The sequence below is a fragment of the Nitrospirota bacterium genome, assembly GCA_040752355.1.
GTDB lineage: Bacteria > Nitrospirota > Thermodesulfovibrionia > Thermodesulfovibrionales > Dissulfurispiraceae > JBFMCP01.
This window is the reverse complement of record JBFMHE010000001.1, coordinates 179,998-198,012: the sequence shown is the minus strand read 5'-3', so window position 1 is coordinate 198,012 and position 18,015 is coordinate 179,998. Positions and strand designations below refer to the sequence as shown.

General features: G+C 53.5%; 18 protein-coding genes. All 18 read right to left on the bottom strand.

The window, feature by feature from the left end; genetic code table 11:
* Positions 1–29: 29 nt before the first annotated feature.
* Positions 30–887 (bottom strand): flagellar motor stator protein MotA, encoded by an 858-nt coding sequence (motA, locus tag AB1805_00920; protein MEW5743988.1) that lies wholly within the window; start codon positions 885–887, stop codon positions 30–32.
* A 69-nt stretch (positions 888–956) separates the two neighbouring features.
* Positions 957–1,487, bottom strand: a complete 531-nt coding sequence (locus AB1805_00915) for a PilZ domain-containing protein (GenBank protein MEW5743987.1) — start codon at positions 1,485–1,487, stop codon at positions 957–959.
* Positions 1,488–1,532: 45 nt separating this feature from the next.
* Complete coding sequence (locus tag AB1805_00910; protein MEW5743986.1) at positions 1,533–2,192, bottom strand: flagellar motor protein MotB; 660 nt, start codon at positions 2,190–2,192, stop codon at positions 1,533–1,535.
* A 137-nt stretch (positions 2,193–2,329) separates the two neighbouring features.
* Positions 2,330–3,088 (bottom strand): flagellar motor protein, encoded by a 759-nt coding sequence (locus tag AB1805_00905; protein MEW5743985.1) that lies wholly within the window; start codon positions 3,086–3,088, stop codon positions 2,330–2,332.
* Between the two features lie 148 nt (positions 3,089–3,236).
* Positions 3,237–3,617, bottom strand: coding sequence for a flagellar export chaperone FliS (gene fliS, locus AB1805_00900; GenBank protein MEW5743984.1), 381 nt, complete (start codon positions 3,615–3,617; stop codon positions 3,237–3,239).
* Between the two features lie 3 nt (positions 3,618–3,620).
* Entirely contained in the window at positions 3,621–5,387 is a 1,767-nt protein-coding gene (gene fliD, locus AB1805_00895; protein ID MEW5743983.1) for a flagellar filament capping protein FliD, read from the bottom strand.
* Between the two features lie 156 nt (positions 5,388–5,543).
* On the bottom strand, positions 5,544–5,897 hold the full coding sequence (locus AB1805_00890; protein MEW5743982.1) for a flagellar protein FlaG: 354 nt from the start codon (positions 5,895–5,897) through the stop codon (positions 5,544–5,546).
* Between the two features lie 78 nt (positions 5,898–5,975).
* The gene (locus AB1805_00885; GenBank protein MEW5743981.1) at positions 5,976–7,514 is read right to left on the bottom strand and encodes a flagellin; all 1,539 of its coding nucleotides are present in this window, start codon (positions 7,512–7,514) and stop codon (positions 5,976–5,978) included.
* 345 nt (positions 7,515–7,859) lie between these two features.
* Positions 7,860–9,854 carry a hypothetical protein gene (locus AB1805_00880; GenBank protein ID MEW5743980.1) on the bottom strand — a complete coding sequence of 665 codons (1,995 nt, stop codon included), beginning with the start codon at positions 9,852–9,854 and terminating at the stop codon, positions 7,860–7,862.
* Positions 9,851–11,023, bottom strand: coding sequence for a hypothetical protein (locus tag AB1805_00875; GenBank protein ID MEW5743979.1), 1,173 nt, complete (start codon positions 11,021–11,023; stop codon positions 9,851–9,853). The genes AB1805_00880 and AB1805_00875 overlap by 4 nt, the downstream gene beginning before the upstream one ends.
* Entirely contained in the window at positions 11,023–11,592 is a 570-nt protein-coding gene (locus AB1805_00870) for a hypothetical protein (GenBank protein ID MEW5743978.1), read from the bottom strand. The genes AB1805_00875 and AB1805_00870 overlap by 1 nt, the downstream gene beginning before the upstream one ends.
* Before the next feature lie 57 nt (positions 11,593–11,649).
* Positions 11,650–12,987: an aminotransferase class III-fold pyridoxal phosphate-dependent enzyme gene (locus tag AB1805_00865; GenBank protein MEW5743977.1), complete on the bottom strand. Its 1,338-nt coding sequence runs from the start codon at positions 12,985–12,987 to the stop codon at positions 11,650–11,652.
* Between the two features lie 25 nt (positions 12,988–13,012).
* On the bottom strand, positions 13,013–13,669 hold the full coding sequence (locus tag AB1805_00860) for a serine acetyltransferase (protein MEW5743976.1): 657 nt from the start codon (positions 13,667–13,669) through the stop codon (positions 13,013–13,015).
* Positions 13,670–13,671: 2 nt separating this feature from the next.
* The gene (locus AB1805_00855) at positions 13,672–14,448 is read right to left on the bottom strand and encodes an imidazole glycerol phosphate synthase cyclase subunit (protein ID MEW5743975.1); all 777 of its coding nucleotides are present in this window, start codon (positions 14,446–14,448) and stop codon (positions 13,672–13,674) included.
* Positions 14,449–14,452: 4 nt separating this feature from the next.
* Positions 14,453–15,073, bottom strand: coding sequence for an imidazole glycerol phosphate synthase subunit HisH (gene hisH, locus AB1805_00850; protein MEW5743974.1), 621 nt, complete (start codon positions 15,071–15,073; stop codon positions 14,453–14,455).
* Positions 15,070–16,260 (bottom strand): N-acetyl sugar amidotransferase, encoded by a 1,191-nt coding sequence (locus AB1805_00845; protein ID MEW5743973.1) that lies wholly within the window; start codon positions 16,258–16,260, stop codon positions 15,070–15,072. The genes hisH and AB1805_00845 overlap by 4 nt, the downstream gene beginning before the upstream one ends.
* On the bottom strand, positions 16,257–17,261 hold the full coding sequence (locus tag AB1805_00840; protein MEW5743972.1) for a Gfo/Idh/MocA family oxidoreductase: 1,005 nt from the start codon (positions 17,259–17,261) through the stop codon (positions 16,257–16,259). The genes AB1805_00845 and AB1805_00840 overlap by 4 nt, the downstream gene beginning before the upstream one ends.
* Complete coding sequence (locus tag AB1805_00835) at positions 17,261–17,965, bottom strand: acylneuraminate cytidylyltransferase family protein (protein ID MEW5743971.1); 705 nt, start codon at positions 17,963–17,965, stop codon at positions 17,261–17,263. Before AB1805_00835 ends, AB1805_00840 begins: the two co-directional genes overlap by 1 nt.
* Positions 17,966–18,015: the final 50 nt, after the last annotated feature.

Genomic DNA, 18,015 nt, shown 5'->3' with positions numbered 1-18,015 from the left:
CTATAACGCTATAAACGCTATAACGATTTTTATTTTTTAAGCTCTCTGAGCGCGTCTTCGACCTCTATGAAGCTGGGCTTCACGTTGCCCGGAATAATCCTTCGCGCGAATTCGACCGCTATCTGGGGCGCTGCGCCGCCGACGAAGGATACCAGCGCGACTTTCAGGACATTCATGTACTCGCGCTCTTCCCCTGCTATATGCTCGAGGTTCCTGGCCGCGGGCCCCACGAATCCGTAGCACATGAGAACGCCGAGAAACGTTCCCACGAGCGCCGCGCCGATGCTGTGCCCCAGCACCTCGGGGGGCTCGCTGATCTTCGCCATGGTGAGGATAACGCCGACGACCGCTGCGACGATACCGAGCCCCGGGAGCGCGTCGGCAACGTTATTGATGCTCTTCGACGGAATCATGAGCTCCTCGTGGTGCGCCTCGAGCTCGCTGTCGAGGAGCGACTCGAGCTCATGGGGAGCTATGCTGGTCGTCATGACCGTCCTGAGCGTGTCCGTCACCAGTGCGACGGCGTGGTGGTTCTTGAGGAACTTGGGGTAGGCGCTGAAGATTTTGCTCGCCTCGGGGTTGTCCACATCGGCCTCGATCGAGACGAGCCCCTCTTTCCTGATCTTGGAGAATATTTCGCTCATGAGGAGCAGGACCTCCATGTAGTCGGCCTTTGTATACGCCTTGCCCTTAAGGATATTCAGCAGTCCCTGAAAAACCGATCTCATAACCTTGGGAGGAGAGGCTATGATGAACCCGCCGATGGCCGCGCCGCCGATGATGAGGTACTCGGATGGCTGAAAGAGGACGTGGAGGTTGCCGCCGTGCCATAAATAGCCGCCGAGAACCGACCCGAGGACCACCATTGCGCCGATAAGAGCAAACATAGTTCACTGTTCAGCGTTCAATCCCCGGCCTTCGGCCCGATGGCCGGCCGCTGCAACCGACCGCTGAAACTACCTCCTCTTCTCCCTCAGTATCTCCCGCTGTCTCCTGAATACGAACTTGACGATCTCGTCCCGTATCTCTTCATCGATGGCGATAAACTTCGTACCGATATAATAGCTGTCCATCCTCTTCTCGATATTGACCGCCTCCCCGTAGACATAGAGCGCCACCGGCGGCATCATGGGGAGGATCATCTTTATCTCGAGCACGTCGCCGGCAGTGTATTTTTCCGCCGAAGCGAATCCAATGCCGGCGCCGCTGATGTTCACCGATGCGATCGGCAGCGACCCGAACCCCTCCTTCTGGAAGGTGAGGATGCTGATAACGGTATCGAGCTTCGCATTCAGGAGCTTTATCCAGTCATTGAGGAGCTTATCCTGGAGATCGGGCAGCACCTGTGACTCGGCGAGCACCCTCTCTCCCGATACCCTGCTGCGGAGGGTCTTCCTCTCATCCAGAGGAACGAGGCGTACGGCAAAGGGCAGATGCGCGTCAACGCGGGAGAACTCCCTCATCCTCATGTATTTCTCTTCATCCATACCTGTACCCATGGCATCCTCTCCGGTTCTCGCTATGTGCTGGTACTATAACCCGCTGGCCACCTCGGCCTTCTGGCCGATGATCATTTCGACCCTGCGGTTGCGCGTCCTCCCCTCTTCCGTATCGTTGCTCGCCACAGGCCGGTATTCCGCATACCCGGCTATGGTGAACCTGTTGGGATCAGCGCCCTTTGCGACGAGCGCATGGAGCATGCTCGCCGCCCTCGCGGTGGAAAGCTCCCAGTTCGACGTGTACCTGCCCGAAATCGGCACATTATCCGTATGCCCTTCTATAGTGATACGGCCTGAGATCGCCGGGAGCTTGGCGGCGATCTTCTCGAGCACGGCAGAGGCCTCCTGCTTCATTTCAGCAGAGCCCGAGGCAAAGAGCGCCTGATCGGAAAAAGTCACCACGACGCCCCGCGGCTCGCTCTTCACCGTAACGCCTTCTACTCCCTTCACGAGGTTCTGCATCTCTTCGACGATGCTCTTGCTTTTGTCCTCGTAGACATGGATCGGCTCGTCGATGACTTTGAACGTCTGCTTCAGCGATCCAGAAAACTTCTCCATCTTCGCCTTATCGACCGAGGAGAGAGCATAGAGCGCGGCGAAAAAGGTGAACATGAGCGTGATGAAATCCGCGTACGAGATGAGCCACCGCTCGTGGTTATCGTGCTCTTCCTCTCCTCTGTGCCTTCCTCTCATATCGTACTCTCCGTTTCGCGTTTATCGCGGTATAGCGTTTATCGCGTCTGTAGCGTTATAGCATAAAGATGAGCTCCTCAACTCAATAAACGCGATGAACACTATGGCGCTATAATGCGATAAACGCTCTACCGTGTTTATTCCTCTTTGTCGTGTTCCGCCAGGAACGCATTCAGCCGCGCCTTCAGGAAGTAAGGGTTCACCCCGCTCTCGACACCGAGCACCCCCTCGACGATGAGCTCGCGGATGAAGATCTCTTCCTTCAGCCTGTTCATGATCTTCTTCCCTATCGGCAGGAAGATCAGGTTCGCCGAACCGACCCCGTAGATGGTCGCCACGAACGCGACAGCGATACCGCCGCCTATTTTCGAGGGGTCGGCCACGTTTCTCATCACCTGAATCAACCCCAGTACCGCCCCGAGGATTCCTATGGTAGGGGCATATCCTCCCGCCGATTCGTAGACCTTCGACGCCTTCTTGAGCGTCTCCTCGTAGGTGGTGATCTCCTGGTAGAGGATCTCCTTGATCATCGCAGGGGTCATACCGTCGATCACGAGGTTGAGCCCCTTCCGGAGGAACTCGTTCTCGATATTCTTCACCTGGGACTCCATCGCGATGAGGCCCATCTTCCTCGCCTTCACGAGGAGCCCCAGGATATCTTCGATCACTTCCGTCGGCTCGCAGGACTTCCTGCCGAAGACAAAACCGAGGGCTTTGAAGGCGTTGATGATGTCATGGGTGGAAAAGCTGAGCAGGGTCGCGCCGAAGGTGCCGCCGAGGACGATCAGCGCCGCAGCCCCTTGGACCAGATGCGCCGTGGTGCCGCCCTCGATAATATTGCCTCCCACCACCGCACTGATGCCGAGAAGGAGCCCGATGACTGCCGCTATGTCCATGACGCCGGTCGTGTCCTTTCAGATGCCGCTGAATTCGGGGTACGCATAAACCGCCTCTTACGCTTCGCCAATCGCTCTGAAGATCAAATAAAAGCAGCAGAAAGGCTTCTGCTGCTCTCTACTATATAATCGACTGTTTGTTGCACTTCTACAGCGTATTTCGTATATGGACCCACGCTTCCCGCAATTCCTTGAGGAGAACTATTATATGCCTGATTTTTTCAGGGTCGTTGCTTATGTTCGCAAGCGTTATTTCCTTAATCATGTAAAAATAGAGGTCTTCGAGCTGCAGCGCTATTTCACCGCCCGCTTCAGCATTGAGTGAATTGAGAAGCTCCTCGATGATCGCCAGCCCCTTATCGATATACTTGATCTTGACCGGGAGCTCCTTCATCATCATGGCGGCAGCGGCTTTGTCGAGAGACTCCATTGCGCCGTCGTACAGCATGACGATCAGCTCCATGGGATTGGTCGTCGTCTCCACCTGCGTCTGCTTGTAGGCATTGAGCGCGTAGGCAGGGTTGATCATTACTTACTTCCCTCCAAAGGACTTCTTTAACCAGTCCATCTGCTGCGTTACGTAATTGCCGGTTCCCTGGAGCTGCGTGAGCAGCGTATCGAGATTGATGAATTTCTTCCGAAGGCCGGCCTCGGTCTTCTCCAATCGCTTCGTCATGTTCTCCATATCGAGCTGTACACTCTTCATCCGCGTCTTGTAGCCATCCTGCCCGGACGGGATACTCGTGTTGATATAGCCGTTCAATGTCGACTCGTAGGCGGTCGCCATCTTATCGAGCATGTCGGTCACCTTGCTCGGGTCAGCCGTAAGGGCGGCGGTCAACTTGGCTGAATCAAAGCTCAGGACCCCTGTTTTGTCGTGGGTAATGCCCAGCCAGGTGAGTGTATTGTTCGTCTCGTAATTGCCGTACCGTGTGGTCGTTATGGACTTCATCGTACTTGCCAGAGTGGTCAGGATCGAATCACCTCGCAGCACGCCGAATTGGCCCGTAGTCCCCTTCAAGCCCTTTATGGCAGTCATTGCCTGATTATAAGCGCCCATGAACGACGAGATTTTCACCGATAGGGCACCGGTGTCCTGGGTGACTGTCAATGTCGCAGCGGTACCGTTGGGATAGTTGCTGTCCGCTTTTACGAGATTCAGGGTAATTCCTTCAATCACGTCACTAATGCTGTTGGTTCCCCTGAACAGCTCGATGCCGTTGACCTTTACTTTCGCATCGACTCCCTTGGCGGACTGCTCCATGTTTCTTATCCCGCCGTTCGTTGCGCCCTCGGCATCGTACGTCGGGTTAAAGGCGAGCGCCGACAGCCCGAAGGTGTCCGCCTCTGCACCCGCATCGGTATATGTGCCATCGTTGTCTTCATCGACCTGCAGCACAATCCTGTTGCTGGCGCCCATCGAGCTGGCGAGGGTAAGCTTATAGGTTCCGTCAGCCGTGCTGTCGGCAGTAGCCGACGCGCCGACGGCGACGGTGCTGGTAGGAACATTGAACCCCAGCATCTGGCGTGCGGTGCTCCCGGCGTCGGACCAGAGGAGATCCACTGCAGCCGGTCCCCCATCGTTCTTGATGGTGAACTTGTTCAGTGAGGTTGAATTGTAGTCCACCGCAAAGGTGTTTGTCGAGCCTGCCCCGTTCAGGGCCGTCTGCAGAGCCGTGGCGAGCTCGGCACCGGTGTAGGTCCCTGCGGCAATAGTCGCTGTCCTTGCTGACCCGTCGCTGAATTGGACAGTGTCGTTCTTGCCCGCTTCTATAATGAATTTATCGGTTTCCTTCACAATAGCCGCCGTAACGCCGGCGTTGGCGGTGTTGATGGCGTCCCTGATTCCCGAAAGGGTGTTATTGGTCGAGTCTATGGTTATCTCTTTCGCCGTGCCGGTCCCCACCTGGAGTTTCAACTTCTGACTCATCACCGTTGAGAGGTCCGCAACAGCGCCGCTCGATGAGCCGAAGCGGATCGAGTACACGCTTTGAGCGCTCGCCAGAGCGCCTACCTGGACAGTATGGGTCCCCGCCGCAGCGGTGCTGGAAGCGGAGGCGGTAAGATAGGTGGAGTCGGAGAGCGAGGCGGACATCCCCAGAGAGGCCCCTTTCAGAGCGGAAACAGCGCCCTTCAGGGTAGTGATGCCGTTCAACAGCGTGGCATAGGCGCTTATCTTAGCTTGATAATCGGCCTGCCGCTGCTGCAGCCGCTGGAGCGGCCGCTGCTCGATCTGCATCAGCTGGCTGACGATCGAGTTTATATCAAGCCCTGATCCACCCGTGGGACTCGTTGCCATATCCACCCTCCTCCAGTGCAGTCACTGTTTTTTATAAATCTATAGATATGTTCCAAGCCGGTCAGGAATGTACCTCTCCCGCCTGGAACCGTTCGATTCCAACATTATGTCAGTGCTCGGGCTGGAGCGCTCCTGGTTGCAAATGCCGCGGGAGCGCTACACCTTCACGCTGAAAAGGCTCTCAACAGTCTCCTCGAGCTGTTTCATCATCTCGAGATACTCTTCCGGCGGAAACTGCTTGACGATCTTGCCTTCACTATCGACGAACCGGATCACCACATTATCGTCCCTATCGACCGCAAAAAAGGCCTTGAGCATATCCGCTTTGACCGGCTCGATAACCTCGGCCTTCTTCTCCGGCTCACCGGACTCCTGCGAAGACTTTGCTTCCGGAGCGATAAGCAAGGACCGGTTCGGCTTCTCTTTCGTCTGCCGGGCAGTACCTGCCGAGACATCCTCGGCACTGTTGACAGCCTTCGTACCTGATATGTTTATCGCCGTTATATTCATTTTTTTGAGCCCTTCCCCCTCTTTCGAGGAGGAAGGGTCCTCTTGTTATTACTTACTCAGCCGATGGCTGTTGCCGGATTACCTGCCGAGCAGTGAGAGCACCTGCTGCGGCAGCGTGTTCGCCTGGGCCAGCATCGAGATACCGGCCTGCTGCATGATCTGCGACTTCGTCAGGTTCGCGGTCTCCACGGCGAAGTCGGCGTCCATGGTCCTCGACTTAGCAGCGCTGATGTTCTCGCGCACGTTGTCAAGGTTTCTGATAGTGGACTCGAGCCTGTTCAGTTTGGCGCCGAGCTTTGCCTTTTCGCTGTTGATCGTCTCGAGACCCTGCTTTACGGCGAGGATGGCGATGTTCGAGTCGCCAACGGTGGTAATACCGATATCGTTGATCGACTTCGAGTTGTTCAAAGCGATTGCTGTCAGAGAGGTCGAGATGCCGAATGCAGCCGCCGCGGTGGCGCTGGAGACGGCCTTGGACGACTCGCCCAACGGTGCGCTGTAGATGATCTGTCCATTCTGCCCCGCTGCAATAGAACCGCCGGCGGTGCCGAAGTATGCCGCTGCAGCGCTCGCGGTGCCGGAGTTGGCGGTGGATACTGACACTTTGATCTCTGCTCCGTTCGTATTGACCAGGGCGATACCGTAGGTGGTAGCGCCGGTATCGGCGGTGCCCAGGAACACAGCGGTAACGCCGGTCTGGGAAGTCTTGGCATTGATTGCCGTTATAACGGCGCTCGCCAAGCCAACCGAGGTTGAAGCAGTGTTGGTTGTTGAGCCAATGGCGATACCGTTGATGCTGAAATAGCCCGCAAGCACATTAACGCCGCCAGCAGCGGTATCGACGGTGCCGACATTTGCCGTCGAAACGTACGTGTTTCCGAATGAGAAGGCCGTAACATTCGTCTGGGCCGTGTACTGATTGATGCGGGTGATCATCGCGTTGCTATTGTTGACCAAAGTATCGGAAGAGATCTGGTCGCCGAGGGACACTCCAGCAAGAGTAGTGCCGGCAGCCATACCGTTACTCTTGGCCCAACTGATACCGGCTACACTACTTGCTATACTCTGCAGGTTTGTCGTGGTATCATCGAAGTTGGTCCGTGAGGACTGGACGCCATAAGCAGTAGGCGAAACGTTGCTCGTGGCGATGGTCAGCGTCTCATTGACTTCAATACCGACCTGGATGGCGATACTGGTCGACTTGTTCAGGAACTGCTCACCATTATATCTGGTCTGTGAAACGATACGGTTCAGCTCGGACACGAGCTCCGTGACTTCCGTGTTCATCGAGCTTCTGTCCAGCGAGGTGTTGTAGCTCGCCGACTGGTTGGCCAGCTCATACACTCTCTGGAGCGCGGTCACCATTTCATCCATCGCGCCTTCAGCGGTCTGAGCAAAGGACACGCCGTCGTTGGCGTTTCTCATCGCGACCGACAGACCGGTGATCTGGCGGGTCATTCTGGTTGCAATAGCGAGACCGGCCGCGTCGTCCTTGGATGAGTTGATCCTCAAGCCCGACGACAATCTCTGCATTGCTGAAGCGAGAGGCGATTCGGATTTTCTCAGGTTTCTCTGGGTGTTGAGGGCATACAGGTTGGTGTTAATGGTAAGAGCCATTTCTTCCTCCGTGAATGTTAGCGTTCAGCGTTGAGCGTTCTGCGTTATAGCGTAACTGCTCTCTGCTTACTGACTATTGTTTTTTCGGGCATCCTGCCCTTATGTAGAAGCTTGAGGGAGCTGGAACTGTGGGCTTCCTGCCGAAATCACCTCCTTTTACCCACTCTTTGTTCAAGACCCTTTCGGCCTCTGAGATTGTTATCGGGGCGGAAGGTGAGGACTTTAATCATTTTCCATGAACGGCAGGGGCGGTTATACTATTGTTTTTTAAGCAGTAATAAAGCTCAGGGAGGTTGAGCCCCGGAGCTTTGTGAAGAAAATGTGACCACCGTCACTAAAATGATGCTAAATCTTTAACAAGTTGCTGACAAAGCTGAGGAAATCATCGTCCTTGGGCAGTTTGCCCACCCACTTTGCAAAGAATCTGGCCCTGTTCCGCCAGGTGTCGTCCGAGACGTCGCTGCCGAAAAAAGTTTCTTTATAGTTGATGGCAAGGCAATCCGGAAGGTAGTGGACCGGAATGCCGGCATCCTTTGCCTTCAGGCAGAGGTCGGGCTCGATCAGATGATTGGCAATCTCCTCATCGAAGCCGGAGAGTCGATCAAAGGAGGACCGGCTCATTGCGACAAGCCCGCCGCCGACCGCCTCTGGCTGTTTCCCTTCTTCGGTGATCCTATAGGGAGTGAAGTTGAAGTCGTATCCGATGCCCAAGCAGTACGGCGTCATATCGGCATTCTTGAGCGGGACACCGGCTATGCCGGCCTTTGTCGCTTCAACAAGCCCTGCATCATTAAAATAAACGATCCCCGGCCGCATAAAAACGAGATGCTCGCCCGAGGCAGCCCCGGTGCCTTTGTTGTAGGCGTGTGCAAGACCGGGAACATCGACATCGACGATCGTCATATCGCCTGAAACTCCGGCGAGGACTTCCCTCATCTCGGAACAACAGCCTACCGGTATCACCGCCTCCCAGTCCGGATGCTTCACGTTTTGAGCCAGCGAGGTAAGCGTTGCGAGGAGTGCTTCCGGGTCGTCGCCTGAAGGGACAACAAAGCTCACCCGCCCTGCAACTGCCGCTTCCCTCATCACCACCGGCCTGACATCCTTAAGGTGCATTTTCACATCAAGAACAAAGTTCATTATGTCGATTGTCCTTTCGACCGATTTCCCGTCAAGTTTGTAGAAGTACTCTTCCACGTATCGTTTGACGTTAGCAAGGATGTCCCGAGGTACTCCGTTCTTGACAGTGTCGAAGAGCGGAGACCAATTCCCCGGGGGAAAGACCGACTGGGCAACACCCATGCCTACATACATATCATCAGTTGCGTTGCTATTGGGAAAGGAGAATAACGGTTTGCCGAAGGCAATCGCCTCGACCGCCAGCGTTGTCTTGCCGAAGGTAACGCAATAGTCGGCTATTGCCAGCAGCTTGTACGGCTCATAGGTATAAAGGATGAGTGCCGAGGGACAAAGCTCCTTAAATATGTTCTTGATATTTTCGAAGGCATGCTGGTAGACGAGCGGATGCCACTTGAAGACGTACGCCACTTCGCCGCTCATTTCCTCAAGGCCCTTAAGTATGGAACGCCAGTTCTCCTTATCCTCCATGCCGCCGTAAAGAATATCGAGAAAGAAAAGTACGACCTTTTTAGCGGAGGGAATATTCAGCTCTTTCCTGATGGTTGCTCTCATGTCAGGGGTGCTGTATTCATGCACCGCTCCATCGATGTGGGTGTTACCGATAGGAATCATTTTATCGGAAGAGTTTTTGTATTTGCTCAGAAAGTTTATGGTCCTTTGGCCCCAGAGCAGGTCAACGGTCGAGAACTCCGTATGAATGGTAAAAGCCATCTGGTCGGTGTGATAGTCGCCCTCTTGAAAGGTCACGAAGGGGATACCTCTCCTGTAGGCAAGATGGCCTATAGTCTTGCCCCACCGCGAGCACTCGTGGTTGGCTATAAACAGGTCAGGCCGCTCAACCTCGATAAAGCGCTCCATACAGAAATATTCCTCTACGAGCTGCTCGAAAAACCAGCTCTGCTTGAACAACGGCCACCGGCTGAAACCATCCCATTTATAGCAGGTCTTCGTCCACTCCGATAAGAGTCTCAGGGTGACATCCTTCACGCTCTCCCTCACCCGCTCGTTCATATAATCGGAGTAGTACTTGAAGGGAAGTTTCCTCCTGATGAGGTCCAACTCAAAAGGATACTCCGCAAGGGGAACAATAAAAAGCAGCTCTCCACCCTCTTTTATTATCCTTTCTCGAATGGGCAGAAAGAACCGGGTATGCTGGGGCATCGCGATAAAGCAGGCAATCCGTTTCCCTTTAAGTGTCATGACGTTTTCCCGAAAACTGCATGTATGACATCCGACATTTCGACGGCTCTTGCTTTTTCGTCGTAAGCTTTTTTCAACTCTGCCAGGAGATCCCGAGGATTATTGATGAATGTAGTTCCCTCCACATCGGGGAACGCATCATAAAAGGGATTATAGACCAGCGCTCTTTTGCCGTACCGTGCGGCAAATTCAACGGGAGCGATATACGTCGGCGACAAGATCACGTCGGATATCATCACAATAGGAACGGTGCTGCCCGCATCGACGACATAGAATCGGCATCCTGCACTCTGAGCCTCATCAAGATAAAAATCCTGTATGACGGTAGATTCGTTGAGATCTCTCACTTGATAGTCCCGCTTTATCAGCGAGAGCACTATCGGGAAATGAGCACTGCCGATCGTTGCGATAATCTGCTTCACAAGCGGCCGGTATCGCGTATGATTATACACGACGACTGCCAGTTCATCCCGACCGATGTCTATTTGATCGTTATAAATATGATTTTTATACATATCGTCAATAGGAGAAATAGAATAGATGTCCCGCTTCTCTGTCAAGAGATAAATTCTCTCTTGATCAATACCTCTGTCAATGTAATACTGTCTCTCGTACTCTTTTCTGACCACGAGTGCATCCATAAGAAGCGGCATCAATTTGAGCCCCTGAAAAACAGGATACAACTGAAAGCCAATCACTTTGATACCGGCCTCTTTCGCCTTGAATGCTACGGACGTATAAAAGACATCCATGTCTTCCCAAGGCGTGTCATCATAGGACATAAGCGGGAGCAAGATAACATCGGCATCAATGGGAGGGAACTCCTCAAAAGACGTAGTTGCAACATGCCCCCAGAAATCATCGAATGCCGCCACCTTCCACAGTTTGAGATCTGTCCGGGGGATAGCGATATCATACGTGTATTGGACAAAAGCCTTTACGAGATTTGTCCTGAAATCAAGGGTGAGGGGCAGATTTTTTGACTCGAGTAGGGTTATTTTTATGTTTGCAGCACCCTGAATCCGCTTATTTACATCATCGAAAACTTCCTTCGAAATTGTGGCGAACTCTATAATGAAGTGAGCGGACAATCTTTTAAGGAGATAAAAAAACCTCCTGTCTGTGGAAAGATAGTCCCGTTCGCTTATAGGCACAAATATTTTTTTCATCAATTCGTTTGGCAGTTCCGTGCGGCACCGGCCTTCTCCATCGCTTCATGCGCTCTCTTTATCCATTCACTCTTTGTAGAATGCCACAGTTTGTCTACAATATCTTTAATCTGATCATACTGTAAAGCATAGCGGCAGGCCATGGGGATAAGCGTATCATACACTTCTTTTAGAGCCCCGGGATGGGTGTACCTATAGCCGTACCGAGGCGCATCACTCTCTTGCAACGCCAATAAATAATGAACGGCTGTCTCGAGCACTTCATCGAAGCGTTGCGCATCAACAAGCAAAAGTGCCCTCACAAACAGCAGGTCTGCGTGGTTCTTTTTCACCGTGAGACCCTCGTCCACATAGGCCGCTGCTTGTCGGGATTCACGCTTTTCCAGTGACAAGAAAGCGAGCGACGCCAATATACCCAAGTAGGTTGCATTGTCTTCGCTCTTGTCGGCTTCGGGCACCTGGGACAGTGCCCTTTTCAATGTCTCTATTGCAGGCTCTTTCTGGTCCAGCTTCAGAAAAGAAAGAGCGGAATTGTAATTTGCCGCGTAGGGAGTTGTTTTTTCCATCATTCATCCTCCTCGGGATTGAAAGCCTCTCTATACTACCATAGACCGGCCATAACTTTGCTATGCTAATCGTTTAAATCCGCTGTGCGCCACAGGTCCCCGCAGCGCTTCAGCTATCCTGCCTTTGTTCAGGGCATCGGCGAGTACGGAGAACACCTCGTCCAGGGCCGCCGCGTAGGCCGACAGGTGCTTGCTTTTGTGAGCGTACGTTGCGTAAAACGCCTTGGATGCGATAAATCCCCGTTGCACCATTTCCTGGGTAAACAGGGTGTGGAGCGCCGGCGATTGCTCACCGTAATCCAGGGCAAAGATACTCAGGGGCGGAATTCCGTGCAATTTCATCTTCAGGCCGTATTTCTTTGCTGTCTTCTGCCAGAGCCTTTGTATGCGACTGCCGATCTTGCATAAATGCTCGGGCACACTATCGTGCTGCATCTTTCTGATCGTCGCCAGCGCCGCTACAGGCCCGATCTTTTCGGTCCAGTAGGTACTGCTGATAAAGGTCTTCTGCGCTGCTTCCATCACCGCTCTCTTCCCGATAATCGCTGCCATAGGATAGCCGTTGCTTATGCCTTTGGCGAACACGGCGATATCGGGGGTGATGCCATAAAGCAGGTGAATGCCTCCGACATTCATGCGCCAGCCGGAAGTGACTTCATCGAAGACCAGCACCGCACCGATCCTCTCCGCGGTCGCACGTACATAGGAGAGAAATGTCAGGTCGGGCTCCGCGTGCCTTACCGGCTCCATGACAATTGCGGCAATAGAACCTCCTTCGGCGGCGACGAGAGCATCCAGCGTTTCAGGTTTGTTGTAATGAAAAGGGAGGGCCGTGCCCTTGAGGGCACGCGGAACACCGGCGGGCTCCAGGCCCGGCAGCAACTGGCCGTCGAGGTTTTTATCGTCCGCCAGGTTCGCCGAAAGATACCAATCGTGCCAGCCGTGATAGCCGCAGAAGGCTACTTTATCCCTGCCGGTGGCTGCCCTGGCAATACGCACGGCAACGGCCATGGCCTCACCGCCGCACCGGCCGAACCTCGCCATCTCAGCCCAGGGGTGAATCTCGCACAACAGCTCAGCGAGTTCCACCTCCTCCGGACAATTCAGTGTTGACATCGTCCCGGCGGCAATGGCCTTCTTCACCGCAGTATCGACCTCCCGGTCGGCATACCCGAGGATGCAGGCCCCAACGCCGCAAATGCTCATATCGACGAATTTATTTCCGTCGAGGTCCCACACCTCGACGCCTTTGGATTTCGAATAGTAGGACGGCCACTGCTCGGGAAGAAACATCTCGGGCCGCTTGGAGAGCAGTTGTGTTCCGCCCGGTATGATTCTCTTCGCCTTTCTATATAACACAACGCCGCTGTTTTCGGTTTCCATGCTTTCTTTATTCATCGCTCCATCGCTCTCCTTAATTTCATCAGTTAAGCGTCCAGATAGGGTTCCTCTCGGCAGACTCTTTAATGCTGAACGATTTCGGATTCCCGACATAGACGCTATTCTTTTCGAGATTCCTATCCAGCAGCAGAGAGCCCGCTCCAATCGTGCAATTTTCTTCAACGACGCAACTCCCTAATACTGACGCCCCCGGGTGAAGGCTCACATATTCTTTAAGTGTTGGATACACATTCTTATTGCTGCCGACATTGCACTGCTGATAGACGAGAAAATAATTCGCGTAGCTCGCTCTTCCCAGCACGGTACCGAGAGGATGGACAAAGAGAAATATCTCCGGCAGCTCCACTTCATAAAAAGCATCGATGCCGTGAAGCGCCCTGTTCAGCTGGAACAGCTTCGCGCAGGCGGCAGGATCACCTGAGGCTCTATGGATGGTATTCGACAAAAGATATAAAAACATGGCGTAGTGGTCGCCGTGGAGATGATTAAAAAATACATCATCTCCTTCTCTGAAGTATTTGACATCGATTTTCGAGAAGCAGTATGCGACTCTCTCGAGCGTTCTGTCGAGATGCCGCACAATGGCTTCCCGTATTCCGCTCCTCTTATCGGGAAAGAAGTTTTCCGTCTGGCAGCTCACGTAGTCCGCTAAATCGTTTCTATCGAGTGATAGCTTCATTATCAATTCCTGCTGCTCTTGCTCGCCCTGACGTTAACATTTTTCGACCACAGGAACGACCGTACTTTTATGGGGCTGTGGTCGGTGAAGAGAAACATGCTGCTGATGGTTATCGCCGATGCACCCGCGTCAAAGGCATCGATGCAGTCCTGCAGGCTTCCCGCCCCGCTCGAGGCGATCAGGGGGATTTCCAGACGCTCGCTCGCCCTGTGAATCAGCTCCAGATCGTATCCCGACATAGTTCCGTCCCGGTCAATGGAACACAGGACGATCTCACCGCAGCTGTGGTCCTGCAGGGTCAATGCAAACTCAAGGGGTTCGAGATCGGTGGACCTTGAGCCTCCATGGGTAAAGACGCGAAAGACCCCTGGCGCAGTTTCTTTATAGTCAATACAGACAATCATGCACTGGTCGCCGAACCGGCTCGCCGCCTCCTTGATAAAACGAGGGTTCTCGACAGCAGCGGTAGTCACCGAAACCTTGTCTGCCCCTGCCCTGAGCAGATTGTTGACGTCGTCCAGAGTACGCACCCCTCCTCCGGCGGTAAAAGGCATAAAGATTTCCTCGGAGACGCGCTCAATGATATCAACAACAGTTGCTCGACTCTCGACGCTCGCCTGTATGTCGACAAAGATGAGCTCATCAACACCATAGGCATCGTAAACCTTGGCAGTCGTCACCGGGTTTCCTGCCTCGCGGAAATTCTCATGGAAGCGAACTCCCTTTACCAGTCGGCCGTCTTTTATAAGAAATTTGGGAATAATTCTTTTCTTCACCATGCGGCTATGGATTCCATTCGAGAAAATTCTTCAGGACCTGAATACCATTGTCCTGGCTCTTTTCGGGGTGAAACTGGGTGGCAACTATGTTGTCCCGAGCAATAGCTGCGTTAAAGTTGATGCCGTATTCACAGGTGGCAGCAACATCATTTTGTTTATGGCAAACAATATGGAAGCTGTGGACAAAGTAAAAGGTCCGTTCAGTATTCTTCAGATGAGAAAAAAGGAAATGGTCGCTCGCCGGAGTAATCTCGTTCCACCCCATATGCGGGATCTTCAGCCGGCTCCCGTTGAGATTGAATTTTAGAACTTCCGCATCGAACCATCCAAGACCATTGTGATGGCCGTGCTCCTCGCTGCACTTTGCGAGGAGCTGCAGACCCAGACAAATTCCCATGAAAGGCTTTCCTTTCTCAAACACCTGCTTCTTCAGAATTTCATCCAGCCCGCGGCGTACAATATTTACCATTGCATCGCCAAAAGCGCCGACACCGGGGAGGATGATGTGTGATGCATCATCGATCTGCTGCGGCTCAGCGGTGATAACCGCATCATAGCCGATATAGTAGAGTGCATTGATTATGGAACGGACATTGCCCATACCATAATCGATAATTGCGATCATATATACGCTTCTGCCTTCTCTTTCTTGTCCTTTGGAGGACCGATCGGTTTGTCTACTTTAGTGCAGTCCCATTGCTCCATATCGGGGAGCGGCTTTCCTGTCGCTACTTCTGTCCTGTCGAATTTCCATGGATGGACGCTCAACTTCGTCAGTATCTCATAAAACTCATTTTCGGTGATCTGCAGTATCTCGAGGAAGCGATCGAGGAATGCCGGGCGCTTTCCGTCGAACTCCTGCGCCATCTTCCACCCCTCTTCACGAGTCAGCCGCTTATTGCGGATATCTATGCTGGCGAGATGATTGGTGCGTCCATAACCACGCTTAATGTACTTCGAGTAATCCCTGATGCCCTGGAAAAAGCATTCGATTTTTTCGTAGTCATAATCGGGATGCCGCCCCTCCACTTCCTGCCCTTTCCAGCCAAGCTCCCGCTTAATGATCTCGACCTGCTTCTTCGTGTCCCATTTGATGTAGCTGCCCAGGCAGATCGAGCGGCATCCGAGCTTCATCAGGTCACGACGCGGCGGGAATGCAAACATCCATAAGTCCCTCTTGCTTACTCTTCCACCGAGGAATTCATACATATCCTCCGCCGTCATACCGAGATTCATAACGCGGTTGAAGCGTTTCTCGTCAACTTCTTCCATCTCCTCGTATGAGTACCAGGATGCGTACTCGGCGAGCGACTCGCCCCAGAAGATAAGCGGCGCCCCGAAGCGCAGGGCCATATGCATGACGCCCGCATAGATGCCGGTATGGCAATGCCAGCAGAAATCGCCCCTTCTCTTGAATGATTCGAGCATCAACTCACGCACGACATGCCAGTTGGGCGTATATTCAATCACATCGACACCGAGCTGCTTGAATGTGCGCGTATTATTTTCGAGAACGAGAGGCCGGTACCCCCAGTGATTGAACCGCACGACCAACGGCTTCAGCCCCAGCTGCTTGACGATATACCATAACTGAAACGTACTGTCTTTGCCGCCGCTGAACGGCACGACGCAGTCATACATCCCCTTATCCTTATACTGGACGACGAGCTCGTCGAGCTGCCGTCTCCGCTCGTCCCAATCGATCTTCTCCTGTTTGTATTCGATCTGCCTGCAGACGCTGCAGACCCCCTCTTCATCGTACATAATCGTATCGTGTGTTTCCGGCGTTATGCACCGCGTACAGTACTTCATCGTTTCCCTCCGGCACTCTTAGTGGCATATGAATTTTCTTCTATGGCTTCGATCAGCTCGAGAATCCTGATAGTATCGCTCAGAGAGAGCGGAAAGGGCCTCCCTCTCTCTGCCGCCTCGATGAACGTCTGCAGCTCTCCAATGTACATCTGCTCCACGATACCCGCGTTATAGCCGCTATGCGCATGCCCTTCGGGCTCCGGATACCCGGTCCATTGCTTTGTATCGGCATCATAGAGCCTTACAAGCTTTTGCTCCCAGTCCCACCGCAGCTGCGCCCTTTCCAGGTTGAGAATGAGGCTCCTCGTCGCAAACCGCGAGACCGTATCGGCAAACAGGACTCCTATGCCGCGGTCGAACTCCATGCTGACAGCCACGGCATCGTCGATATCGATATCGAGCGTGGCTGCCCTGCCGCTGAGGGCGATGAGGTTCCGGGGCATTCCGAGGACATAGGTCATCCAGTGCAGCTCGAAGGAGAGGATCTCCTTGCAGCCCGAGGTCTCTTTCTTGCTCACGAAGAAGTCCCGTATATTCTCCCACGGATGCCAGTCGGGAAGATACTGCCCTGAATGATAGGTGAAGGAAGTGACCCTCCCGTAGTCTCCGCTCTCAACGAGTCGCTTTATCAGCCGCACCGACGGATGAAACCTGAACGTGCAGGAAGGCGCAACGAGCACTCCTTTTGCCCGTGAGGTGCGGTCGAGATCGGGGAGATTTTGCACCAAAAGGCTCAGCTCCACGAAGCAGGGTTTTCCTTTCTCTATAGCCAACTGTATGTAGGCGGTATGATGGGCCGGCGAGGTGGAGATAACCACCGCATCGAACTCGTCGATGGTGTGCAGGTCGGTAACGGTGCATATCCCGAAATCTCCTTCAGCCTCTTCTCTGCGCTCGGCCCTCAAGTCGAAGCCGGTAATGTCGTCATATCCCAGGGCCCTCAGATTCCTTATCCTTCTTTTACCCATCGAGCCCAATCCTATGATCAGAAATCTCTTCACTAAAAAAGTCCTTCCTGCCGGGCCTTTAGCAGGGCTTCGGCACAGATGAAGTCGCACAGCTCATCAATTTCGAGCGATTTCCATCGCGGTACAGGATAGGCGAGCGTCAACTCATGATAGAAGGTCTGTCTGGACAACAGCATCTCAGTTTCAGAAAGATAGATACTCCCTTCCAGAAAGAACACCTCCGAAAGCTCCTGACGCCTCAAAACCTTGAAGTCCGCACTGCCGTTCATCCTGCGAAGGCATCCCGTCTGCTCATCAATAATCACATTAAACTCCGGATGTCCGCTCTCGAGTTTTGCAACGCTCACCAGTGCCTTAGCAGTGGGGTGCTCCAGCAGTCGTTCTATTGCAGTATCGATATCGCTCACCTCTCTGAGCGGCGATGTCGGCTCGAGGAGCAGCAGATAATCGAACACGCTTCCCCTCTCTTTGAGGAACGCCAAGGCATGGGCAATGACATCGACCGATTTCGCTTCATCCGAGGCAAGCTCCGCCGGCCTCAAAAAAGGAATCTCCGCACCGCACTGCCGCGCTACAGCGGCGATCTCCTCGTCGTCGGTGCTCACGATGACGCCATCAAGATACCTGCTTGCAAGCCCCTGCTCTATGGACCACGCCATAAGCGGCATGCCAAGCAGGGGCCTGATGTTCTTTCGCGGCAGTCCCTTGCTGCCGCCCCGTGCCGTGATGAGGGCCACTATTCTTTTTCCATTGTACACTGGTCTCTTTATCCCTTTTCTTATATGTG

Excerpts from the sequence above, each read along its gene's own strand:
- motA (MEW5743988.1), bottom strand. The coding sequence starts at position 887 with ATGTTTGCTCTTATCGGCGCAATGGTGGTCCTCGGGTCGGTTCTCGGC.
- AB1805_00915 (MEW5743987.1), bottom strand. The coding sequence starts at position 1,487 with ATGGATGAAGAGAAATACATGAGGATGAGGGAGTTCTCCCGCGTTGAC.
- AB1805_00910 (MEW5743986.1), bottom strand. The coding sequence starts at position 2,192 with ATGAGAGGAAGGCACAGAGGAGAGGAAGAGCACGATAACCACGAGCGG.
- AB1805_00905 (MEW5743985.1), bottom strand. The coding sequence starts at position 3,088 with ATGGACATAGCGGCAGTCATCGGGCTCCTTCTCGGCATCAGTGCGGTG.
- fliS (MEW5743984.1), bottom strand. The coding sequence starts at position 3,617 with ATGATCAACCCTGCCTACGCGCTCAATGCCTACAAGCAGACGCAGGTG.
- fliD (MEW5743983.1), bottom strand. The coding sequence starts at position 5,387 with ATGGCAACGAGTCCCACGGGTGGATCAGGGCTTGATATAAACTCGATC.
- AB1805_00890 (MEW5743982.1), bottom strand. The coding sequence starts at position 5,897 with ATGAATATAACGGCGATAAACATATCAGGTACGAAGGCTGTCAACAGT.
- AB1805_00885 (MEW5743981.1), bottom strand. The coding sequence starts at position 7,514 with ATGGCTCTTACCATTAACACCAACCTGTATGCCCTCAACACCCAGAGA.
- AB1805_00880 (MEW5743980.1), bottom strand. The coding sequence starts at position 9,854 with ATGACACTTAAAGGGAAACGGATTGCCTGCTTTATCGCGATGCCCCAG.
- AB1805_00875 (MEW5743979.1), bottom strand. The coding sequence starts at position 11,023 with ATGAAAAAAATATTTGTGCCTATAAGCGAACGGGACTATCTTTCCACA.
- AB1805_00870 (MEW5743978.1), bottom strand. The coding sequence starts at position 11,592 with ATGATGGAAAAAACAACTCCCTACGCGGCAAATTACAATTCCGCTCTT.
- AB1805_00865 (MEW5743977.1), bottom strand. The coding sequence starts at position 12,987 with ATGAATAAAGAAAGCATGGAAACCGAAAACAGCGGCGTTGTGTTATAT.
- AB1805_00860 (MEW5743976.1), bottom strand. The coding sequence starts at position 13,669 with ATGAAGCTATCACTCGATAGAAACGATTTAGCGGACTACGTGAGCTGC.
- AB1805_00855 (MEW5743975.1), bottom strand. The coding sequence starts at position 14,448 with ATGGTGAAGAAAAGAATTATTCCCAAATTTCTTATAAAAGACGGCCGA.
- hisH (MEW5743974.1), bottom strand. The coding sequence starts at position 15,073 with ATGATCGCAATTATCGATTATGGTATGGGCAATGTCCGTTCCATAATC.
- AB1805_00845 (MEW5743973.1), bottom strand. The coding sequence starts at position 16,260 with ATGAAGTACTGTACGCGGTGCATAACGCCGGAAACACACGATACGATT.